The sequence below is a fragment of the Colwellia meonggei genome, from assembly GCF_057537295.1.
Genome location: NZ_BAAJLZ010000001.1, coordinates 172,958 through 191,312, shown reverse-complemented (window position 1 = coordinate 191,312; position 18,355 = coordinate 172,958). Strand labels below are relative to the sequence as shown.

Genomic DNA, 18,355 nt, shown 5'->3' with positions numbered 1-18,355 from the left:
GAACACATGATGTCAGCACACGATCAAAATCATCAAAGCAATAACGCTAATAGCGATGAAAACACCACTCATTTTGGCTTTCAAACTGTCGATAAAACTGAAAAAGAATCTAAAGTTGCCGGAGTATTTCATTCTGTTGCCCAACAATATGATGTGATGAACGACTTGATGTCTTTTGGTATTCATCGCCTATGGAAACGCTTCACTATTGACGCAAGTGGTGTACGTCCAGGTAATAAGGTACTTGATTTAGCTGGTGGTACTGGCGACTTAACTGCAAAGTTTTCACAATTAGTTGGCCGTGAAGGTAAAGTTATTTTAGCTGATATAAATAGCTCTATGCTCAACGTTGGCCGTGATAAATTACGCGATCGCGGTTTAGTACAAAATATTGAATATGTACAAGCCAACGCACAGTATCTACCTTTTGAAGATAACACCTTTGATATCGTAACCATTGCCTTTGGTTTAAGAAATGTCACTGACAAAGATATGGCTTTACGGTCTATTTTTCGCGTATTAAAGCCTGGCGGGCGTTTATTGGTCTTGGAATTTTCAAAACCTGAACATGAACTTGTAAATAAAGCATATGACTTCTATTCGTTTAATATTTTACCGAAAATGGGAGAATTTGTCGCAAAAGACGGCGACAGCTATCAGTATTTAGCTGAATCTATTCGCATGCACCCAGATCAAGAAACCTTAAAGTCTATGATGGATAATGCCGGTTTTGAGCAAACCAGTTATAAAAACTTAACGGGTGGTGTTGTTGCACTCCACAAAGGTTATAAGTTCTAGCACTATGCCATCTTCTATAAGTCAACAATTGATGTTTGCTCAAGCCATTAGTGCGGTGATAGAAAAACTATTTAACCAAGCGTTAATATATAACTTGCATGGAACTCGCGCTTTAATCCCGTTAAACGAAAAATCCTTAACGGTTAAGTTAGCGGAATTGGGTTTTCCATTAAACTTCTTTATAAGCGCTGAAAAAATACATGTTAGCAGCGGCGTTAATGAAAGTGATTGCACCTTAACGTCTAGTATCGAAACCTTACGAACGTTAAAAGATCAGCAAAACTTAACTGACTTAATTAAACAAGATAAGTTAGATATTGAAGGTGATATTAAAATAGCCCAACGCTTTGCCGATATAGCCAGTACTCTTGATATCGACTGGCGCAGTGAATTAGCGAAACGTATTGGTGATATTCCAACTTATAAGATTGGTCAATTAGGAAAGAGTTTAGCTAAAAAATTAAGCTTCGCTCGCCAACAAGTTCAATCTGATGCCAGTGAATGGTTAATTCACGAGAAAAATATTTTTGTTACCGAAAGCGAACTAACACATTACTACCAAGGTGTTGAGCAAGCCTCTAGCCATGTCGAGCAACTCAGTAGTCGTATTGAGCATTTAACTAAACAACATAATAAGGCCAACAGTGAGTAGCAAGCGTTTATACAAAATAGTAAAAACATTTTTGCAGTTTGGCTTAGATGAACTTTTGCCCAAAAAATACCTGCCATGGTATGTAAAGGTTGCCCGTTCTTCATTATTTTGGCTGAGAAATAAACATAAAGATAAAAGCAAAGCTGAACGCTTTCGTATAGCCATAGAGTCGCTTGGCCCAGTTTTTGTGAAGTTTGGTCAAATGCTGTCAACTCGACGAGATTTACTGCCAGATGACTTCGCCACTGAACTGACATTACTTCAAGACAAAGTGCCTGCTTTTTCAGGCGAAGATGCCGAGAAAATAATCATTAATGCTATGGGACAAGACGTTTTTACCCAGCATTTCCAACATTTTGATTTTACCCCTTTAGCTTCGGCATCTATAGCACAAGTTCATACCGCAACTATGTTGCACCAAGATGAAGAACATGAAGTCGTCATAAAAGTCCTACGACCAAATATTGAAAAAACTATTTTAGCCGATATTAAAGTGATGTCGCGCTTCGCTGGCATTGTCGCTAAGTGGCTACCTGACGGCAAAAGATTACGCCCTGTAGAAGTTGTTGCGGAATACAAAAAAACCATCTTAGAAGAATTAGATTTAAACCGTGAAGCAGCAAATGCCATTCAATTAAATAGAAATTTCAGCCAAGGTCGCGAAAGCGACAAAGTTCTCTACGTACCAGAAGTTTATAGCGAATTTAGCTCCAAAAAAGTTATGGTAATGGAAAGAATTTACGGTATTGGTGTTGGTGAAGTTGACATGCTAACCACACAGAACGTAAATATGAAACTTCTTGCAGAACGTGGCGTTGAAGTATTCTTTACGCAAGTTTTTCGTGATAGTTTCTTTCATGCAGATATGCACCCGGGTAATGTTTTCGTTAATGCTACGAACCCTGACGACCCAACTTGGATTGCTATTGACTGTGGTATTGTTGGTACCTTAAACCGTGAAGATAAGCGTTATTTAGCAGAAAATTTTGTTGCCTTTTTTAATCAAGATTACCGTAAGGTCGCACAACTACATGTTGACTCCGGTTGGGTCCCTGGCGACACCAGTGTTGATGAGTTTGAGTTTGCTATTCGCACAGTTTGTGAGCCAATATTTAACAAACCACTTTCAGAAATATCTTTTGGACAAGTATTAGTAAATTTATTTAATACTGCACGACGTTTTAATATGGAAGTGCAGCCGCAATTGGTCTTATTGCAAAAAACCTTACTTTATATCGAAGGCTTAGGCCGACAATTGTACCCACAGCTTGATTTATGGCAAACAGCAAAACCATTTTTGGAAAACTGGGTTAAAGAGCAAATGGGTGTTAAGGCGGTATTTACAAAAGTAAAAGACAACTTGCCATTTTGGAACGAAAAGTTACCTGAAATTCCAGACTTAGTTTATGACTATCTAAAAACTAATCGTGAAGCTCAACGCCAGCAGTTATTGATGTTAAATAAACTTCATCAACAACAAAATCAACATAGCAAACAAATAACGAAGCTATCCTTAATAGCAACTATTGCTATTTGCCTAACCATCGCTTTTACATAACCACTGGTATTTGTTCAAGCTTATAGCTTAACAAGCATTTTCAATAGGAATATACATGACCAACAACGAAGTTTTTCAGCACATTCGTTATATTTTCGCTTTAAATAGTGAAAAAATTTCCACATTGTTTCAGCATGCCGAATGTCAGCAAGCAGATGAAGTAATTGAAAATTACTTACGAAAAAATGGAGAACATAAATTTTCACGCTTACCTAATAATATTTTGGCAAGCTTCCTTGATGGCTTAATTATTGAAAATCGAGGTAAAAAAGAAGGGGCGCAAGCGCAATTAAACCAAGAAGTTAATAACAATATTATTTTTAATAAAGTGAAAATAGCGTTGGCATTAAAGGCTGACGATATTATTAACCTACTTGCTGCAGCAGAGCTCACTTTAAGTAAGCATGAACTCAGTGCCTTTTTCAGAAAGCCAGAGCATAAGCACTACCGCCCTTGTCACGATGAAACCTTAACAAAATTTTTTAATGGCTTACATTTAAAATATCGTTCTACCATTAAAGAAATCAAAGAGTAGCGCACACAGCAATTAATTCAAAAAATACTATTTGCTGAGTGTGTTACCTCTGTTATATGTTACTTGAAGCTGGTTTACCTGTTAAACCAGTTAGGTTATATTATAACCAATAACAGTTTGCTGTAGTTATCAAATGCTAGTGAGTCGAATGCTAAAATTAAAGGTTTCGTGTTTAGCTTTGTGTTTTTTTACACAGACAATTTTCGCTATCCAACAACCTCTTACATTCCTCGCCGAAGAGCTCCCTCCTTATCATTTTATTAATCAACAGGGTGAGGTTGACGGTGCCTTAGTTGAAATAGTTGAGGCCGTTCTTAAACAAGCAAACCTAACTGGAAATATTCAAATTAGGCCGTTTGCTCGTAGCTTTCAAGCAACTAAAACACAAGCAAATACGTTCATGTTTTCTTTGTTAAAAACACCAAATCGAGATAAGAGTTTTCAATGGGTTGGAGAAACCTATCGAAGCTATGCAGTGCTTGTTGGCCTAAAAGATAACAAAAGTATTAAGTTGTCATCACTTAATGATGCACAAGCATTTTTCGTAGGTACTATTCGAGGTTATCATTCTGCACACTTTCTAAAAACACATGGCTTTAAAGAACATCAAAATCTATCGCTTAGTGTTACAAGCAAACATATGTGGGCAATGTTATTTAATAAACGCATAGATTTGGTATTAACCAACTATATGGCCTTAGATAGAGATATCAAAAAAGCAGGTTTTAAACCAGAAAATATCACCCCTTATTTATCTATTACAAACTTCCCCAATGAATTAAACATTGCCACCGGTTTAGATACATCAAAAGAAATTGTACAGCAATTAGCAAAGGCGTTAACTGAAATTAAAGACGCTGGCATTTACCAAAAAATTATCAATAAATACGATCTATAAACCAATCTAAAACAGTGATTAATTTTCCTGGGTTGGGCAATGTATTTTTTTAGCTTCAGCAACAACTTTGTTTCTACCATCTTCCTTCGCAACATACAGTGCGGCATCAGCTCTAGCTATCCATGCTTCAGCACTTTCATCCATACGGTATTGGGCAACACCAATAGAAATTGTTAATTGAATACCCTTAACAAACTGATGATTAGCTATTAGTGCTCTGAGCTTCTCTGCTACAGCTATTGCATCAGGCAAAGTTATCTTCAATGGCACAATGATAAACTCTTCACCGCCATATCGGAATAAAGCATCTAAAGGCCGTGTATGTTCTGATAGGGCTTGCACGACATCAACCAATATTTGATCGCCTATAGCATGGCCATACTTATCATTAATGCGTTTAAAGTGATCAAGATCTAAAAGTAAAAGTGATGCTTGAGTAAACTGTCGCTTTTGGTCAGCAAGAATATCAGCTAATTTGAGATCGAGTGCTCTACGATTCCCCGTCAAAGTTAAAGGATCTATCGTCGCCAATAAGGTTAGTTTTTCATTTGATTTACGATAATTGTTAAATATCATAAAAGAGAACAATAAAGTTAGTAATAGTGACATAACAATAGTCACAAAATCTATGATGCTAAGTTGAGGATATATTTGAAAGGAAATGACCGAAATCGCTAGTAAGCATATCACTCCAGCCACGCGTTCTGGCAGAATATAGTAAAACGCAATGATAGCCGGATATAGCCAATATATATGTCCCAGCCCTCTTATAATTACAACCGACGCAATTGCAACAGCTAAAAAAGACGCCAGCAATAGCTTTGCTTTTTCAACCTTACGAGTGACATAAACAAAGATGAAAAATGCGATTAAAATAAGAATAATTATTGCGTCAATCAAGGCAACAAGATAATCACCTTCTGAATAACGTAAATATACAAATGGCAAAATTAATAAAGCAGATAACGCACTTAAAATCAGTAGCATGGTTTCTGATGTAGTGCGTTTTGTCATTACGTTCTGTCACATGTAAGATTTAGTTATCCCATTAAAATACCTGTCTAAATATTAACCGTCAATGTAAAGCTGTTTGTCTTAGGTTAGTAATTGAACCTAATCAAGAAAATAGTGTTAACTTTGTTGCTTCTTTTTTAACATTTCACGTAAATTAGCCACACCCATTTTTGCGGTTGCTTGCTTCTTCTCAATACTTTGTTTGGTTTGAGTTAACTCCCAACTTAGATCGTCTTGCGGTAATTCATGTAAAAATCGGCTTGCTTCTGTTCGCGCTACTTCACCAAATTGACGTCGCTCTCGCGCATAAGTAAATATCAATTCTCGCTGGGCACGCGTTATTCCCACATAAGCTAACCGTCGCTCTTCCTCTACGTTGCCTTCATCCATACTAGTTTGGTGTGGCAATAAACCTTCTTCCATACCAATTAAAAATACATACGGGAATTCTAAGCCTTTTGAAGCATGTAAAGTCATTAATTGCACTTGATCGGTGTCTTCTTCATCTTCATTACGTTCCATCATATCGCGTAATGTTAAACGCGTAACAACTTGCGCTAATGTCATCGGCTCTTCATCATCATCGCCTTCTAACATCTGTGTCACCCAACTAAATAGCTGAGTTACATTCTTCATACGCATTTCAGCTGCTTTTGCACTAGGCGAAGTATCGTATAGCCAATCTTCATAGTTAATTTCACGAACCATGGAACGTAATACCGCTGAGGTTTCACCACGCTCAGCATGATCTGCGGTTTCAACTAACCATTGCGTAAATCGTTGCACGCTGACTAAGCCACGCCCCGTTAAATGCTGTTCTAACCCTAACTCGAAGCTAGCGGCAAACATGCTAATTTGTCGCATATTTGCGTAACTCCCTAATTTTTCTAGGGTAGTTGGCCCTATCTCTCGACGTGGAACATTAACAATGCGTAAAAAAGCATTGTCATCATCAGGATTAACAAGCACACGCAAAAAAGCCATCATGTCTTTTATTTCAGCGCGAGAAAAGAATGAAGTACCACCATTAATTTTGTAGGGTATACGGTTAGTCATCAGTGCTTTTTCAAGTAAGCGAGATTGATGATTCCCACGATACAAAATTGCGTAATCTTTAAATTTACTTTTATTTAAAAAGCGATGACCAATCAGCTCACCAACAACGCGCTCTACTTCATGCTCTTCATTTTTTGTTTGCAGTACTCTCAGTTCAACACCATAGTTAAGTTCACTAAAAAGAGCTTTGTCATATACATGTGGATTATTGGCAATCAGGATATTGGCACACTTTAGAATACGGCCACTTGAACGATAGTTTTGCTCTAGCTTAATCAATTTTAAATTAGGATAGTCTTGCCCCAATAGCACTAGGTTTTGTGGCTTGGCACCACGCCAAGAGTAGATTGACTGGTCATCATCTCCAACCACAGTTAACAAGCCTTGCTCACCGGTGATTAGTTTTACTAATTCATACTGGCTCGCATTAGTATCTTGGTATTCATCCACCAACATATACTGAATTTTTTGTTGCCAACGGGCTCGAACTTCAGGGTAATTGCGCAATAATAATGTTGGTATTAAAATCAAATCATCAAAATCTAAAGCGTTATAAGCTTTCATATGCTTTTGATACATGCCATAAAACTCTGCATATAATCTAGCATCGGCATCTCCAGCTTGCTTAATAGCGGCATCAGGCAGTAGCAGGTCATTTTTCCAGTTAGAAATCATCATCTGCAGCTTATTTAATAAATCTTTATCACCATCAAGCTGTTCTTGGGTAAGTTCCTTCAATAGCGCAAGTGTGTCTTGGTCATCAAAAAGTGTAAAGCCGGGTTTATAACCTAAAGTTTTTAATTCTCGACGAACAATATCTAAGCCTAAAGAATGAAAAGTACATACCGTTAAACCACGTGTTAACGACTTGTCCATCATTTTAACCACACGTTCCTTCATTTCTCGTGCAGCTTTATTAGTAAAAGTAACCGCAGCGATATTTTTCGCTTTGTAACCACAGTTTTGAATTAAGTACGCAATTTTTTGACAAATAACCCCTGTTTTACCACTACCAGCCCCAGCTAACACTAGGCATGGACCGCTAACATATTTCTTTGCTTCATTTTGACCTGGGTTTAATTTCATTGCTGCGCTGTAACTCAATTTCGTGAATAAGATGATCGGCCGCCAATTTTACCTGCTTTTAACGCAAGACAACATAAACTTTCTCCAAGTAGGGCATTTTCTTACATTCTTTATGTGCGAATTAATTATCAATGTTGCTAAGATTGGTTACAATAACGTCATTGCTTATCCATACAGAGAACTCAGATGATCAACGCTCAAAAAATAGAAGATATCGCCAAGCAAGTCACAGATTCAATTCCTGCAGGACTAAAAGAATTTGCTAACGAAATGGAAGACAAAACTAAAGTAGTGTTACAACGAAAACTGTCGCAACTTGACGTAGTAACACGCGAAGAGTTTGACGTGCAAACACAAGTTCTGATTAAAACCCGCGCTAAATTAACTGAACTTGAGGCAAAAGTTGCAGAATTAGAAGCTAAGTTTAACGCCGAATAACCTAATTAAAGGCCTAAAGTCGATAAGCTATAGGCCTGTAAACAAATTTAAATATTAATTTTCCGTAATACGCATTGGTTGCAATTTCTTGTAAGACAAACAGCGCCACAGCCATTCAAGTGGCCCAAAAGCGTAGTTATTTAACCACCAGCGTGAAAGAAATAACTGAAACATTATAATTGCAAACACAATCAACATTTGTGGTGCACGGGATATTTCACCAAAGTAACCACCCGCATAACCATAAAAAATACTGGTTAATATTACTGAGTGACTAATATAATTGGTGAGTGCCATACGACCCATTGGCGCAAATATTGATAACCTGTTATACCACTTACCAATATTTAGTAGATACATGATTAAGCCAAAGTAACCCGCTGTCATGACGAGTTGACCAATGTAAAAGAGTGTTTCACCAACCACCAAGAGCAATGAAACTTGGTTGGCAACAGGATGTTGCGTAACTAGCAACCCTGATACTTCCATAACTAGTCCCATACTTATACCAACCCAAGCCACCGCTTTGAAAGTACCAGAGTGGTGTCGATAATTCTTCATGATACCGCTTGATACTAGCCAATAGCCTAAGATGAATAATGGTAATAGCATCATAAAAGAAAATGGTATGGCAAATATCAGCATAAACAGCGTAAAGCCTAATCGGTACTCAGTTGCTTTTATATAACTTCCTTGAGTAAAGGCGGCTATCTCTTCTGCTTCATCGGCTGCTAATTCTTGTTGCTGAACGATAATAGCTTGTGCTTGTTGCTCAATAGAGGTTTGCAAAGATAACTGTTCTGAGTCAGTACTATACTGTTGCGCAATTTCGTCATTATTTTTTTCTAATAAAACATCAGTTTCTGCATGAATTGCCTCAACACGCTCAGTAACCTGCCTTTCTTCTTGCCATAGTAAGGTTAAATCATCATTGTCTTGCATTACGCCATAGCTAATACCTGCCAGAATCGCTACAAAAATGGGCACAGAGAGCCAGACAACAGAAAGTTTAAAAAAGGCATTCGGATTATCATATATTTTAAAACGCTCTCGTTTTAATAATGTCACCCAACCCAGTAATAGAAACCCCGCAAAACCATAAACATGCAGAATGTCACCACCCCATAAAAACACCATATGCAAAAGGCCAAAAACAATTAGTGCTAACATTCTTCGAGAAAACCAAGCCCCAAAAGGGCGCTTAGATTCTTTAGCTCGAATGAGCATCACGGCAAAGCCCATACCAAAAAGTAATGAAAACAAGGTATAGAACTTTCCTTCAACAAAACATCGAATGAACCAACCCACTGCATGATCTATTCCCGTCAAACTAGTATCTTGACTGCCTAAACCGGCGATAGCACGATTAAACCACTCTATATTCATCAACAAAATACCGATTAAAGCTAAACCTCGGAGTATATCCATTGCATCAATGCGTTCATTCATCGCGATTGGCGATAAATTATCTGTACTAGTTAATGAAAACAGAGGTAAATCTGCTTGCTTAGTTTGATCATTTGACATAAAACTTCCTTATTTTTATTATTATTTTATCTGATCTAAATATAAATTTTTCCATATAAAAAAAGCAGCGAAATGCTGCATTTTTATAGTTAGCTATCGAATAACCATGTTAACTTAAGTTAGAAAAGCTCGATAAGCTTGGTTATCAGATTCTTCCTGCCATTCATAACCTAAATCTTGCAAGTGCTTAAAGAAGTCTTGTTCTTGATCTTGTTGCACCTCAAATCCTGCTAATACTTGCCCAAACGCGGCACCGTGATTTCGGTAATGGAATAAAGTGATATTCCAACGTTCACCAAGTGTATCTAAAAATTTTTCTAATGCGCCAGGATATTCGGGAAACTGAAAGCGAAAAATTCGTTCTTGTGCAGATAGAGTATTTTGACCACCTATCATGTATCTAACATGTAATTTTGCTAACTCATTTTCGGTAAAATCGGTTACCTGATAGCCTTTTTCCTGCAAACTTGTCGTCAATTGTTGCCTATCATCAGCATTACCACCTAGCCTTGCACCAACAAAAATATTAGCTTGCTGAACTTTTGCCGTTATTGTGCTTTTATCCACGTAACGATAGTTAAATTCAGTAATAACTCGCCCAGAAAGTGATTGACAGAACTTTCTAAAACTACCTTTTTCTTCAGGAATTTTAACCGCAAAAACGGCTTCCTTTTGTTCACCTAATTCACAGCGTTCAGAAATGTAGCGCAAAGTATGAAAATTCATATTAGCGCCAGAAAGAATAGCCACTAATGATTCATCTCCTGGACTGTTTTTACAATACTTTTGCAAGCCAGCAAGCGACAAAGCACCGGCGGGCTCAGAAATAACACGAGTTTGCTCAAAAATATCTTTAATTGAAGCGCAAATCTCGTCAGTCGATACTGTAATAACGTCATCACAATAATGCTTAATCAAATTAAAAGTGTGTTCGCCAATACGCTTTACCGCTACACCATCAGCAAATAAGCCTACTTGTGCTAAGTCAACCGGCTCACCAGCGATCATCGCCGCTTGTAAACAGGCAGAGTCTTCTGCCTCAACACCGATCACTTTAATATTTGGCTGTAATTGTTTTAAGTAAACCGCCATACCGGCAAGCAAACCGCCACCGCCAACAGGAATAAATACCACATCGGTTTTAGCTTGTTGTTGCAGCAACTCTTTAGCAACCGTGCCTTGACCAGCAATAACATCAACATCATCAAAAGGGTGAATCAAGGTTTTATGTTCATCTTTTGCATAAGCTAAAGAAGCTGTTTGTGCTTCATTAAAGCTTTTACCCACCAAACGAACTTCAGCGCCAAAACGTCGAACATTATCAACTTTTATGTCCGGAGTAGTAATTGGCATAACAATGGTTGCTTTGATACCGAGTTTACTTGCCGCTAATGCCAAACCTTGGGCATGATTACCTGCCGATGCGGCAATAACACCATGAATACATTGCGCTTCAGATAAATTCGCTAATTTATTATAAGCACCACGTAACTTAAATGAATGCACAGGTTGTTGATCTTCACGCTTGAGAAAAACTTGATTCCCTAAACGAGACGATAATTTTGTTAACGGCGTTAATTCAGTCTCAACTGCAATATCATAAACCGGCGCAAGCAATATTCGACGCAAATAATCGAGCGCTTGTTCTTGAGTAGCGTTGGCTTGAACCAATGCTTGCTGCTCAGTTTCAGTCATGAGCATCACCATCAAACTCTTCACCATCAAGTAAGGCTCGATTACGAACCGCACCTTTATCCGCACTAGTTGCTAGCATGGCATAATTTTTCAGTGCATAACTGATAGGGCGAATTCGCTCTGCAGGCCGCCAAGCACTTTTGCCTTTGGATTCCATCTTCACACGGCGATCCGCCAATATTGCTTCATCTACATTTAATTTAATTGCTCGATTAGGGATATCAATTTCAATAATGTCACCTTGCTCGACTAAAGCTATAGTTCCGCCACTGCCCGCTTCAGGTGAAACGTGACCAATAGATAGACCAGACGTGCCACCCGAAAAGCGACCATCAGTTAATAGTGCACATGCTTTACCTAATCCCATCGATTTTAAATACGTGGTTGGATACAACATTTCTTGCATCCCTGGGCCACCTTTAGGGCCCTCATAACGGATAACTACCACTTCTCCAGCAACTACTTTACCATCTAAAATACCCGCTACCGCCTCATCTTGGCTTTCGAATACATGGGCTGGACCTGTGAATGTTAAATTATCATCTGAAACACCAGCCGTTTTAACGACACAACCATCAACGGCAATATTACCGGACAAAACAGCTAAGCCACCTTCCGTTGAAAAAGCATTATCAATGCTGCGTATACAGCCATTTTCACGGTCATCATCTAAAGTATCCCAACGACAATCTTGGCTAAAGGCTTTAGTCGTACGAATGCCGGCTGGGCCAGCGCAATAGAACTTTTTCACATCTTCATTATCGGTCACTTTAATATCATATTGAGCAATCACATCAGCTAAAGTAGAACCTAATACATTTGGTACTTCTGTATTTAATAAACCCGCTCGTGATAACTCACCTAGTATACCGATAACACCACCAGCGCGATGAACGTCCTCCATATGATATTTCGGCGTTGATGGTGCCACTTTACATAACTGCGGAACAATGCGTGATAACTTGTCCATATCTGCCATGGTGTAATCTATCTCAGCTTCTTGTGCAGTAGCTAGTAAATGCAAAATAGTATTAGTTGAACCGCCCATGGCAATATCGAGGCACATAGCGTTATGCAACGCTTCTTTGCTAGCAATATTACGTGGCAATGCACTTTCATCGTTGTCTTGATAGTAACGCTTAGTCAACGCAACTATTTGCTTGCCTGCTTTTAAGAAAAGCTGCTCACGATCAGCATGGGTCGCTAACATAGAACCGTTACCTGGTAAGGCTAAGCCTAGAGCTTCTGCTAAACAGTTCATGGAATTGGCGGTGAACATACCTGAGCACGAGCCACACGTAGGACAAGCAGAGCGTTCCACTTGCTCAGATTGTTCGTTAGACACAGTTGGATCAGCACCTTGGATCATGGCATCAACTAAATCTAATTTAATAATTTGATCAGAAAGTTTAGTTTTTCCTGCTTCCATCGGGCCACCAGAAACAAAAATAACCGGAATATTTAGGCGCATTGCCGCCATTAACATGCCGGGGGTAATTTTGTCACAGTTTGAAATACAGACCATAGCATCGGCACAATGAGCATTAACCATATACTCAACCGAATCGGCAATTAGATCACGAGACGGTAAACTATACAGCATGCCACTATGTCCCATGGCGATGCCATCATCTACTGCAATAGTATTAAACTCTTTAGCAACACCACCCGCTTCTTCAATTGCGCCGGCAACTAATTGTCCCATATCTTTTAAGTGCACATGACCGGGCACAAATTGGGTAAATGAATTAACTACGGCAATAATAGGTTTACCAAAATCGCCATCTGTCATGCCTGTTGCACGCCAGAGCGCACGAGCGCCCGCCATATTTCGGCCTTGAGTCGAGGTTGCTGAGCGTAATTTTGGCATAACAAATTCCCTAAATGCGTTAAGTTAAATCTATAAAATGTGAAATGAATTATTTTAAAAAAACACTGCTTGAATGTTCTTTTAAAATAATTTGCACCTGTAAGCACAAGCCGCTTTAAAGAAAACGCTTGTAAACATGGCTAAATACAACGGTAGGAGAGCTAAATTCGATAGGTTAAATTAGCCCGCTACGCAGAACGCGTAGCTAGGCTATCTTCAGCGAGCACTGAATTTAATCTAACGTTATTCTACGTTGTCTAACCAACCTTCTGGTACTTCAGTGGTACCATCAAAAATACCAAAAAATGCTTCTTGTAAAGCTTTGGTGATAGGTCCTCGAGAACCATTACCTACTGGCATACCATCAACTGATTTCACCGGTACCACTTCAGTTGCTGTACCACACATAAAGAATTCATCTGCAAGGTATAATGATTCACGAGAAATTGGCTCTTCACGTACTTCATAACCTAATTGCTCAGCAAGGAAAAATACCGTATCACGAGTTAAACCTTGTAAAATAGAAGCCGTTCCTGGCGGTGTATAAATCACGCCTTTGCGAATTAAAAATAGGTTTTGACCCGCACCTTCACTCACCATATTGTTAACATCTAAAGCCACACCTTCAGCATAGCCATGACGCGCAGCTTCGGTAGAAATTAACTGTGAAGATAAATAGTTACCACCAGCTTTAGCTGCTGTAGGCATAGTATTAGGTGCTAATCTGTTCCAACTTGATACACCCACTTCAACGCCATTCTCTACAGCATCAGCACCTAAATAAGCTTCCCAGCTAAAGGCTGCAATCATAACATCAGCAACAGCATCAATTGGTGGACGAAGTCCCATACCAATGTCACCTAAAAAGGCCAACGGACGTAAATACGCTGATTTTAAGTTATTTTTTGCTACCGAATCTTTACACGCTTGAATAACTTCTTCTTGCGAATATGGAATATTCATTCGGTAAATTTTAGCCGAATCAAATAAACGCTTTATGTGCTCTTCTAGACGAAAGATACAAGTGCCTTTATGTGTTTCATAGGCACGAATACCTTCAAAAACTGAAGAACCGTAATGAAGTGCATGGCTCATCACATGTACTGTAGCATTTTGCCACGGCATGAGTTCACCATTAAACCAAATTAGTTCTGCATTAACTTTAGCCATTTTTCATTCCTAAATTTTATTTTATATCAATCAGATAGAACTAAACTCCGCTAGTCTCTCTAATTTAATTTTGAATACTTGTTGTTGTCAGTTGTCACCCAGCATTATGCAATGCATTGCTGTGATGCGCTATTGTCTACTTTGACCTCTTTGATGTCGATCAGTTTATTAATTTGATCGACCAAAAGTTCTATCGGACGCTCGCTTTTAACTTGTAATTCAATGGTGCCAATATGAGTGCCAGTATTAACTTGTGCATTAATGCCAGCAATTAAAAACCCTCGGTAACGAGCCACTTGTAAAATTCGTTCCAGTACCACTTGTTTATCGTCTGCTTTGATCATTAATTGATAGTGGTTCATTTAGCTATTCTCCATCATTTTATCATTGGCAGTATTTGGTGGAACTAAAGGCCAAACGTTATCTTGTGCATTAATTTTAACTTGTAGTAAGTACGGCCCGTCATGGTTCATCATTTCTTCAATTGCATCACTCACCTGTGCTTTTTTGGTGATCTGTTTTGCTTTAATATCAAAGGCATTTGCAAGCATGATAAAGTCAGGGTTATCTGCCAAATCAGTCTCACTTAATCGGCCGTTAAAGAATAAATCTTGCCACTGACGAACCATGCCTAATTTAGCATTATCTATGAGGACAATTTTAACCGGTAATTGAAAGCGTTTAATGGTTGATAATTCTTGAACATTCATCATAAATGAACCATCACCTGACACAGCAACAATGCAGTCAGTCGGCCGACTAACCTGTGCCCCTATAGCTGCAGGAATGCCAAATCCCATTGTTCCCATTCCGCCGCTGGTTAGAAAGTTGCTAGGGTCATCAAATAACATATGCTGCGCTGCCCACATTTGATGCTGACCGACATCTGTGGTTACACAAGTGTTTGCAGGCATGCGATCACTGACCTCCTTCAAAACTGCAGGTGCGAAAATAGATTCCCCAGGATGATTGTAATCCCAAGCAAAGTCAGTTTTCATTTGCTGACATTTTTCTTGCCATGGGACAATGGCCAATGGAATTGCCAACGCAGGTAAGTTAACTTTTAGGTCCCCTAAAATAGCTGCATCGGCCATTCGACGTTTGTTAATTTCAGCGGTATCGATATCAAAATGAATCACTTTCGCATGCGGCGCAAATTCATTTAATTTACCGGTTACTCGGTCATCAAAACGGGCTCCAACTGCAATCAATAAATCACACTCTTGTACCGCTAAATTAGCAGCTTTCGTACCATGCATGCCCAACATACCTAAATAATTTTCATCACTTGGTGCAATGGCGCCTAGACCTTTCAACGTTGAAACACTAGGTATATTGGTTACTTTCGAAAACTCTCTTAGTTCATCAATAGCATTTGCCATACCAACACCGCCACCAACATATAATACCGGCTGCTCTGCTTGGCTTAATAACGCAATAGCACTACCAACATTGGCTGGTGGCAACTTAACTTTATTTTTCAAGCTAACCAATTCATCTAAGCAGCCTTGAACTTCTGCTAACTGAATATCTTTCGGAATATCGACTAACACTGGGCCTTGCCGGCCTTCTAAAGCAATCGCGAATGCCTTGTGCAACACTTTAGCTAAATCGTTGATATCTGTTACCTGAAAAGAATGCTTAGTACAGGCCAATGACAAACCAAAAATATCAATTTCCTGAAAAGCATCAGAACCCATAGCTGATGTAGCAACTTGCCCTGTTATAGCAACTACAGGGATAGAGTCAGCTAATGCATCAGCAAGACCGGTTATTAAATTTGTTGCACCTGGACCCGAGGTGGCAAAACACACCCCAACTTTCCCTGAAGCCCTTGCATAACCAACGGCAGAAAAGGCAGCACCTTGTTCATGACGGCATAAAAAGTGTTCTACATTGCTGTCATAAAGTGCATCGTAAATAGGCATAATCGCACCACCAGGGTAGCCAAAAACATGCTCAACACCGTGCTGTTCCAACACTTTAAATAGCAAATTTCCACCGGTAAATTTCTTTTCTGTTGCCATGTTTCATTTAACTTTTCAATTATCACTTATTCAGAAACCATTCAATTTGAACAAATATTCTAAAATTTCGTAATTTTCCAGTTTTCTCCAAGATTAATGATGCTAGTAGGTTGTAATAAGTTTCTTAAAGCCCTAAAAAAACAAACCCCTCGGTCCTTTCGGAGCGAGGGGTTTGTTATTTTGAATTCTTTTTCTTTAGCTCAACAAACAACCTCGCGACGATTTAATAATCACCACGACGAGAATGTTAATAATCACTGAGCTATAGTTTTGCATTTTTATATAATTTTTCTGTAAATTTATTAATTTTAGTTTTGCTGTTTCCAGCCTATTTAAATTAGTACCATAGCTCTAATCTCCAACGCAAGTATTTTTGTTATAGTTTTTTTAAGCAAGGTTATTTAATTAGTTATATCAAGGTACTTTTCTCAATAAATTTTCGCGCAAAAAAACAGTTATTGACTAAACTACAGGCTAAACCTGACATAATTGAAATGGACTTTTATGGCATTAGCATGTGTTTATAGCCGGGCAAGGATTGGCCTCGAGTCACCTTTAGTTACTGTGGAAGTGCACTTAGCGAATGGCTTACCGGCATTTAATATTGTTGGCTTGCCGGAAACTTCAGTACGGGAAGCAAAAGACCGAGTTCGAAGTGCCATTATTAATTGCGGATATGAATTTCCCGCCAAACGCATAACCGTTAACTTAGCGCCAGCCGATTTACCCAAAGAAGGTGGCCGTTTTGATCTCCCCATAGCAATTGGTATTTTGGCAGCCGCCCAGCAATTACCCGAAACAGATCTTAAGCAATATGAATTCGCTGGTGAATTGGCACTTTCTGGTGAGCTTAGAGCCATCATTGGTGAAATTCCAATGGCTATGGCATGTCAACAAAGTGGCAGAACTTTAGTTATCCCAAAAGAAAATGCCGACCAAGCAAGCTGGGTGAAACAAGCAAAAATATTGAGTTTGTCGCATTTAACACAACTATTTCCACATTTTTTTAACCAACAAGTATTACCCTTTGTTGAAACAAATTTAACTAACAAACCGCAAATTAGTATTCAGGAAGATATTGCTGATGTTGTTGGTCAACCATTAGCAAAACGTGCATTAGAAATAGCTGCAAGTGGCCGTCATAATTTATTATTTATTGGCCCACCGGGCACCGGAAAAACGATGTTAGCCAGTCGTTTACCGGGAATTCTACCACCAATGACTGAGCATGAAGCACTTGACAGTGCTGCCATTCAATCTATTTGCCACAAAAGCATTAGCCCTGATTCTTGGTTAACTCGGCCATTTAGAGCACCACACCATACCGCTTCATCTGCCGCCTTAGTTGGCGGCGGCAGTCATCCTCAGCCAGGAGAAATTTCACTTGCTCACAACGGTGTATTATTTCTTGATGAATTGCCTGAATTTGAACGCAAAGTACTTGATGTTTTACGTGAGCCTATGGAGTCTGGCGAAGTAACAATATCACGAGCACTGGTCAAGCAAACGTTTCCCGCTCAATTCCAGTTAGTAGCGGCGATGAATCCCAGTCCGACCGGTTTTTACAACGACCATCGTAGTACGCCAGAACAAGTATTACGTTACTTAAATCGTCTTTCTGGGCCTTTCCTCGACCGTATCGATATTCAAATTGAAGTTACACGATTGCCAAAGGGAATGTGGGCTAACAGTACGGAAAAAAATGAATCCAGTGAAGTAATTCAACAACGTGTATTTTCCTGTCATCAACGACAAATGATACGCCAAGGAAAAGCGAATGCTCAATTATCTAGCACTGAACTTAAAATTAACTGTCAACTAGATGCCGACGATAATGAGTTTTTAGAATTAGCAATTGAAAAGTTAAATTTATCCACCAGAGCACACCATAAAATACTTAAAATTGCACGCACGATTGCTGATATGGAAGCGCTAGAAAACATTGAGCGAAAACATTTAACTGAAGCCTTATCCTATCGCGCCATGGATAGGATTTTACGTCACTTAACCGAAGCCGTTTCAGTATAATTA

15 protein-coding genes are annotated in these 18,355 nt (G+C 38.9%); 7 read left to right on the top strand and 8 right to left on the bottom strand.

The window, feature by feature from the left end; genetic code table 11:
- The first annotated feature begins 9 nt into the window (after window positions 1-9).
- The 5 genes from ubiE to AC27E9_RS00895 all read left to right on the top strand — a co-directional run bounded on the left by ubiE (window position 10) and on the right by AC27E9_RS00895 (window position 4,441).
- On the top strand, window positions 10-798 hold the full coding sequence (gene ubiE, locus AC27E9_RS00915) for a bifunctional demethylmenaquinone methyltransferase/2-methoxy-6-polyprenyl-1,4-benzoquinol methylase UbiE (protein ID WP_487128245.1): 789 nt from the start codon (window positions 10-12) through the stop codon (window positions 796-798).
- Between the two features lie 4 nt (window positions 799-802).
- Window positions 803-1,450, top strand: coding sequence for a ubiquinone biosynthesis accessory factor UbiJ (locus AC27E9_RS00910; RefSeq protein ID WP_487126384.1), 648 nt, complete (start codon window positions 803-805; stop codon window positions 1,448-1,450).
- A complete protein-coding gene (gene ubiB, locus AC27E9_RS00905; RefSeq protein WP_487126382.1) occupies window positions 1,443-3,008 on the top strand; it encodes a ubiquinone biosynthesis regulatory protein kinase UbiB in 1,566 nt (521 codons plus the stop codon). The genes AC27E9_RS00910 and ubiB overlap by 8 nt, the downstream gene beginning before the upstream one ends.
- A gap of 55 nt (window positions 3,009-3,063) precedes the next feature.
- Window positions 3,064-3,543, top strand: coding sequence for a YehS family protein (locus AC27E9_RS00900; protein WP_487126380.1), 480 nt, complete (start codon window positions 3,064-3,066; stop codon window positions 3,541-3,543).
- Between the two features lie 148 nt (window positions 3,544-3,691).
- The gene (locus AC27E9_RS00895; protein WP_487126378.1) at window positions 3,692-4,441 is read left to right on the top strand and encodes a substrate-binding periplasmic protein; all 750 of its coding nucleotides are present in this window, start codon (window positions 3,692-3,694) and stop codon (window positions 4,439-4,441) included.
- A gap of 18 nt (window positions 4,442-4,459) precedes the next feature.
- On the opposite strand, the gene AC27E9_RS00890 is transcribed toward AC27E9_RS00895, so the two are convergent.
- Window positions 4,460-5,455, bottom strand: coding sequence for a GGDEF domain-containing protein (locus AC27E9_RS00890; RefSeq protein WP_487126377.1), 996 nt, complete (start codon window positions 5,453-5,455; stop codon window positions 4,460-4,462).
- Between the two features lie 117 nt (window positions 5,456-5,572).
- A complete protein-coding gene (rep, locus tag AC27E9_RS00885; protein WP_487126375.1) occupies window positions 5,573-7,597 on the bottom strand; it encodes a DNA helicase Rep in 2,025 nt (674 codons plus the stop codon).
- A 186-nt stretch (window positions 7,598-7,783) separates the two neighbouring features.
- Here rep and ubiK point away from each other — a divergent pair, with 186 nt between their 5' ends.
- Complete coding sequence (ubiK, locus tag AC27E9_RS00880) at window positions 7,784-8,035, top strand: ubiquinone biosynthesis accessory factor UbiK (protein WP_487126374.1); 252 nt, start codon at window positions 7,784-7,786, stop codon at window positions 8,033-8,035.
- Between the two features lie 54 nt (window positions 8,036-8,089).
- On the opposite strand, the gene AC27E9_RS00875 is transcribed toward ubiK, so the two are convergent.
- The 6 genes from AC27E9_RS00875 to ilvG all read right to left on the bottom strand — a co-directional run bounded on the left by AC27E9_RS00875 (window position 8,090) and on the right by ilvG (window position 16,324).
- A complete protein-coding gene (locus AC27E9_RS00875; protein ID WP_487126372.1) occupies window positions 8,090-9,562 on the bottom strand; it encodes a DUF418 domain-containing protein in 1,473 nt (490 codons plus the stop codon).
- 114 nt (window positions 9,563-9,676) lie between these two features.
- Window positions 9,677-11,257: a threonine ammonia-lyase, biosynthetic gene (gene ilvA / locus AC27E9_RS00870; RefSeq protein WP_487126370.1), complete on the bottom strand. Its 1,581-nt coding sequence runs from the start codon at window positions 11,255-11,257 to the stop codon at window positions 9,677-9,679.
- The gene (gene ilvD, locus AC27E9_RS00865; protein ID WP_487126368.1) at window positions 11,250-13,127 is read right to left on the bottom strand and encodes a dihydroxy-acid dehydratase; all 1,878 of its coding nucleotides are present in this window, start codon (window positions 13,125-13,127) and stop codon (window positions 11,250-11,252) included. The genes ilvA and ilvD overlap by 8 nt, the downstream gene beginning before the upstream one ends.
- A gap of 243 nt (window positions 13,128-13,370) precedes the next feature.
- Complete coding sequence (locus AC27E9_RS00860) at window positions 13,371-14,297, bottom strand: branched-chain amino acid transaminase (RefSeq protein WP_487126366.1); 927 nt, start codon at window positions 14,295-14,297, stop codon at window positions 13,371-13,373.
- Between the two features lie 104 nt (window positions 14,298-14,401).
- The gene (ilvM, locus tag AC27E9_RS00855) at window positions 14,402-14,659 is read right to left on the bottom strand and encodes an acetolactate synthase 2 small subunit (protein ID WP_487126365.1); all 258 of its coding nucleotides are present in this window, start codon (window positions 14,657-14,659) and stop codon (window positions 14,402-14,404) included.
- The gene (gene ilvG / locus AC27E9_RS00850) at window positions 14,660-16,324 is read right to left on the bottom strand and encodes an acetolactate synthase 2 catalytic subunit (RefSeq protein WP_487126363.1); all 1,665 of its coding nucleotides are present in this window, start codon (window positions 16,322-16,324) and stop codon (window positions 14,660-14,662) included. It lies immediately after the preceding gene.
- Between the two features lie 504 nt (window positions 16,325-16,828).
- Between ilvG and AC27E9_RS00845 the strand changes: the two genes are divergently transcribed.
- Window positions 16,829-18,352 (top strand): YifB family Mg chelatase-like AAA ATPase, encoded by a 1,524-nt coding sequence (locus tag AC27E9_RS00845; RefSeq protein ID WP_487126361.1) that lies wholly within the window; start codon window positions 16,829-16,831, stop codon window positions 18,350-18,352.
- The last annotated feature ends 3 nt before the right edge of the window (window positions 18,353-18,355 follow it).

What these genes read in the sequence shown, in the direction of transcription:
- ubiE (WP_487128245.1), top strand. Translation starts at nt 10, where the DNA reads ATGTCAGCACACGATCAAAATCATCAAAGCAATAACGCTAATAGCGAT.
- AC27E9_RS00910 (WP_487126384.1), top strand. Translation starts at nt 803, where the DNA reads ATGCCATCTTCTATAAGTCAACAATTGATGTTTGCTCAAGCCATTAGT.
- AC27E9_RS00900 (WP_487126380.1), top strand. Translation starts at nt 3,064, where the DNA reads ATGACCAACAACGAAGTTTTTCAGCACATTCGTTATATTTTCGCTTTA.
- AC27E9_RS00895 (WP_487126378.1), top strand. Translation starts at nt 3,692, where the DNA reads ATGCTAAAATTAAAGGTTTCGTGTTTAGCTTTGTGTTTTTTTACACAG.
- AC27E9_RS00890 (WP_487126377.1), bottom strand. Translation starts at nt 5,455, where the DNA reads ATGACAAAACGCACTACATCAGAAACCATGCTACTGATTTTAAGTGCG.
- rep (WP_487126375.1), bottom strand. Translation starts at nt 7,597, where the DNA reads ATGAAATTAAACCCAGGTCAAAATGAAGCAAAGAAATATGTTAGCGGT.
- ubiK (WP_487126374.1), top strand. Translation starts at nt 7,784, where the DNA reads ATGATCAACGCTCAAAAAATAGAAGATATCGCCAAGCAAGTCACAGAT.
- AC27E9_RS00875 (WP_487126372.1), bottom strand. Translation starts at nt 9,562, where the DNA reads ATGTCAAATGATCAAACTAAGCAAGCAGATTTACCTCTGTTTTCATTA.
- ilvA (WP_487126370.1), bottom strand. Translation starts at nt 11,257, where the DNA reads ATGACTGAAACTGAGCAGCAAGCATTGGTTCAAGCCAACGCTACTCAA.
- ilvD (WP_487126368.1), bottom strand. Translation starts at nt 13,127, where the DNA reads ATGCCAAAATTACGCTCAGCAACCTCGACTCAAGGCCGAAATATGGCG.
- AC27E9_RS00860 (WP_487126366.1), bottom strand. Translation starts at nt 14,297, where the DNA reads ATGGCTAAAGTTAATGCAGAACTAATTTGGTTTAATGGTGAACTCATG.
- ilvM (WP_487126365.1), bottom strand. Translation starts at nt 14,659, where the DNA reads ATGAACCACTATCAATTAATGATCAAAGCAGACGATAAACAAGTGGTA.
- ilvG (WP_487126363.1), bottom strand. Translation starts at nt 16,324, where the DNA reads ATGGCAACAGAAAAGAAATTTACCGGTGGAAATTTGCTATTTAAAGTG.
- AC27E9_RS00845 (WP_487126361.1), top strand. Translation starts at nt 16,829, where the DNA reads ATGGCATTAGCATGTGTTTATAGCCGGGCAAGGATTGGCCTCGAGTCA.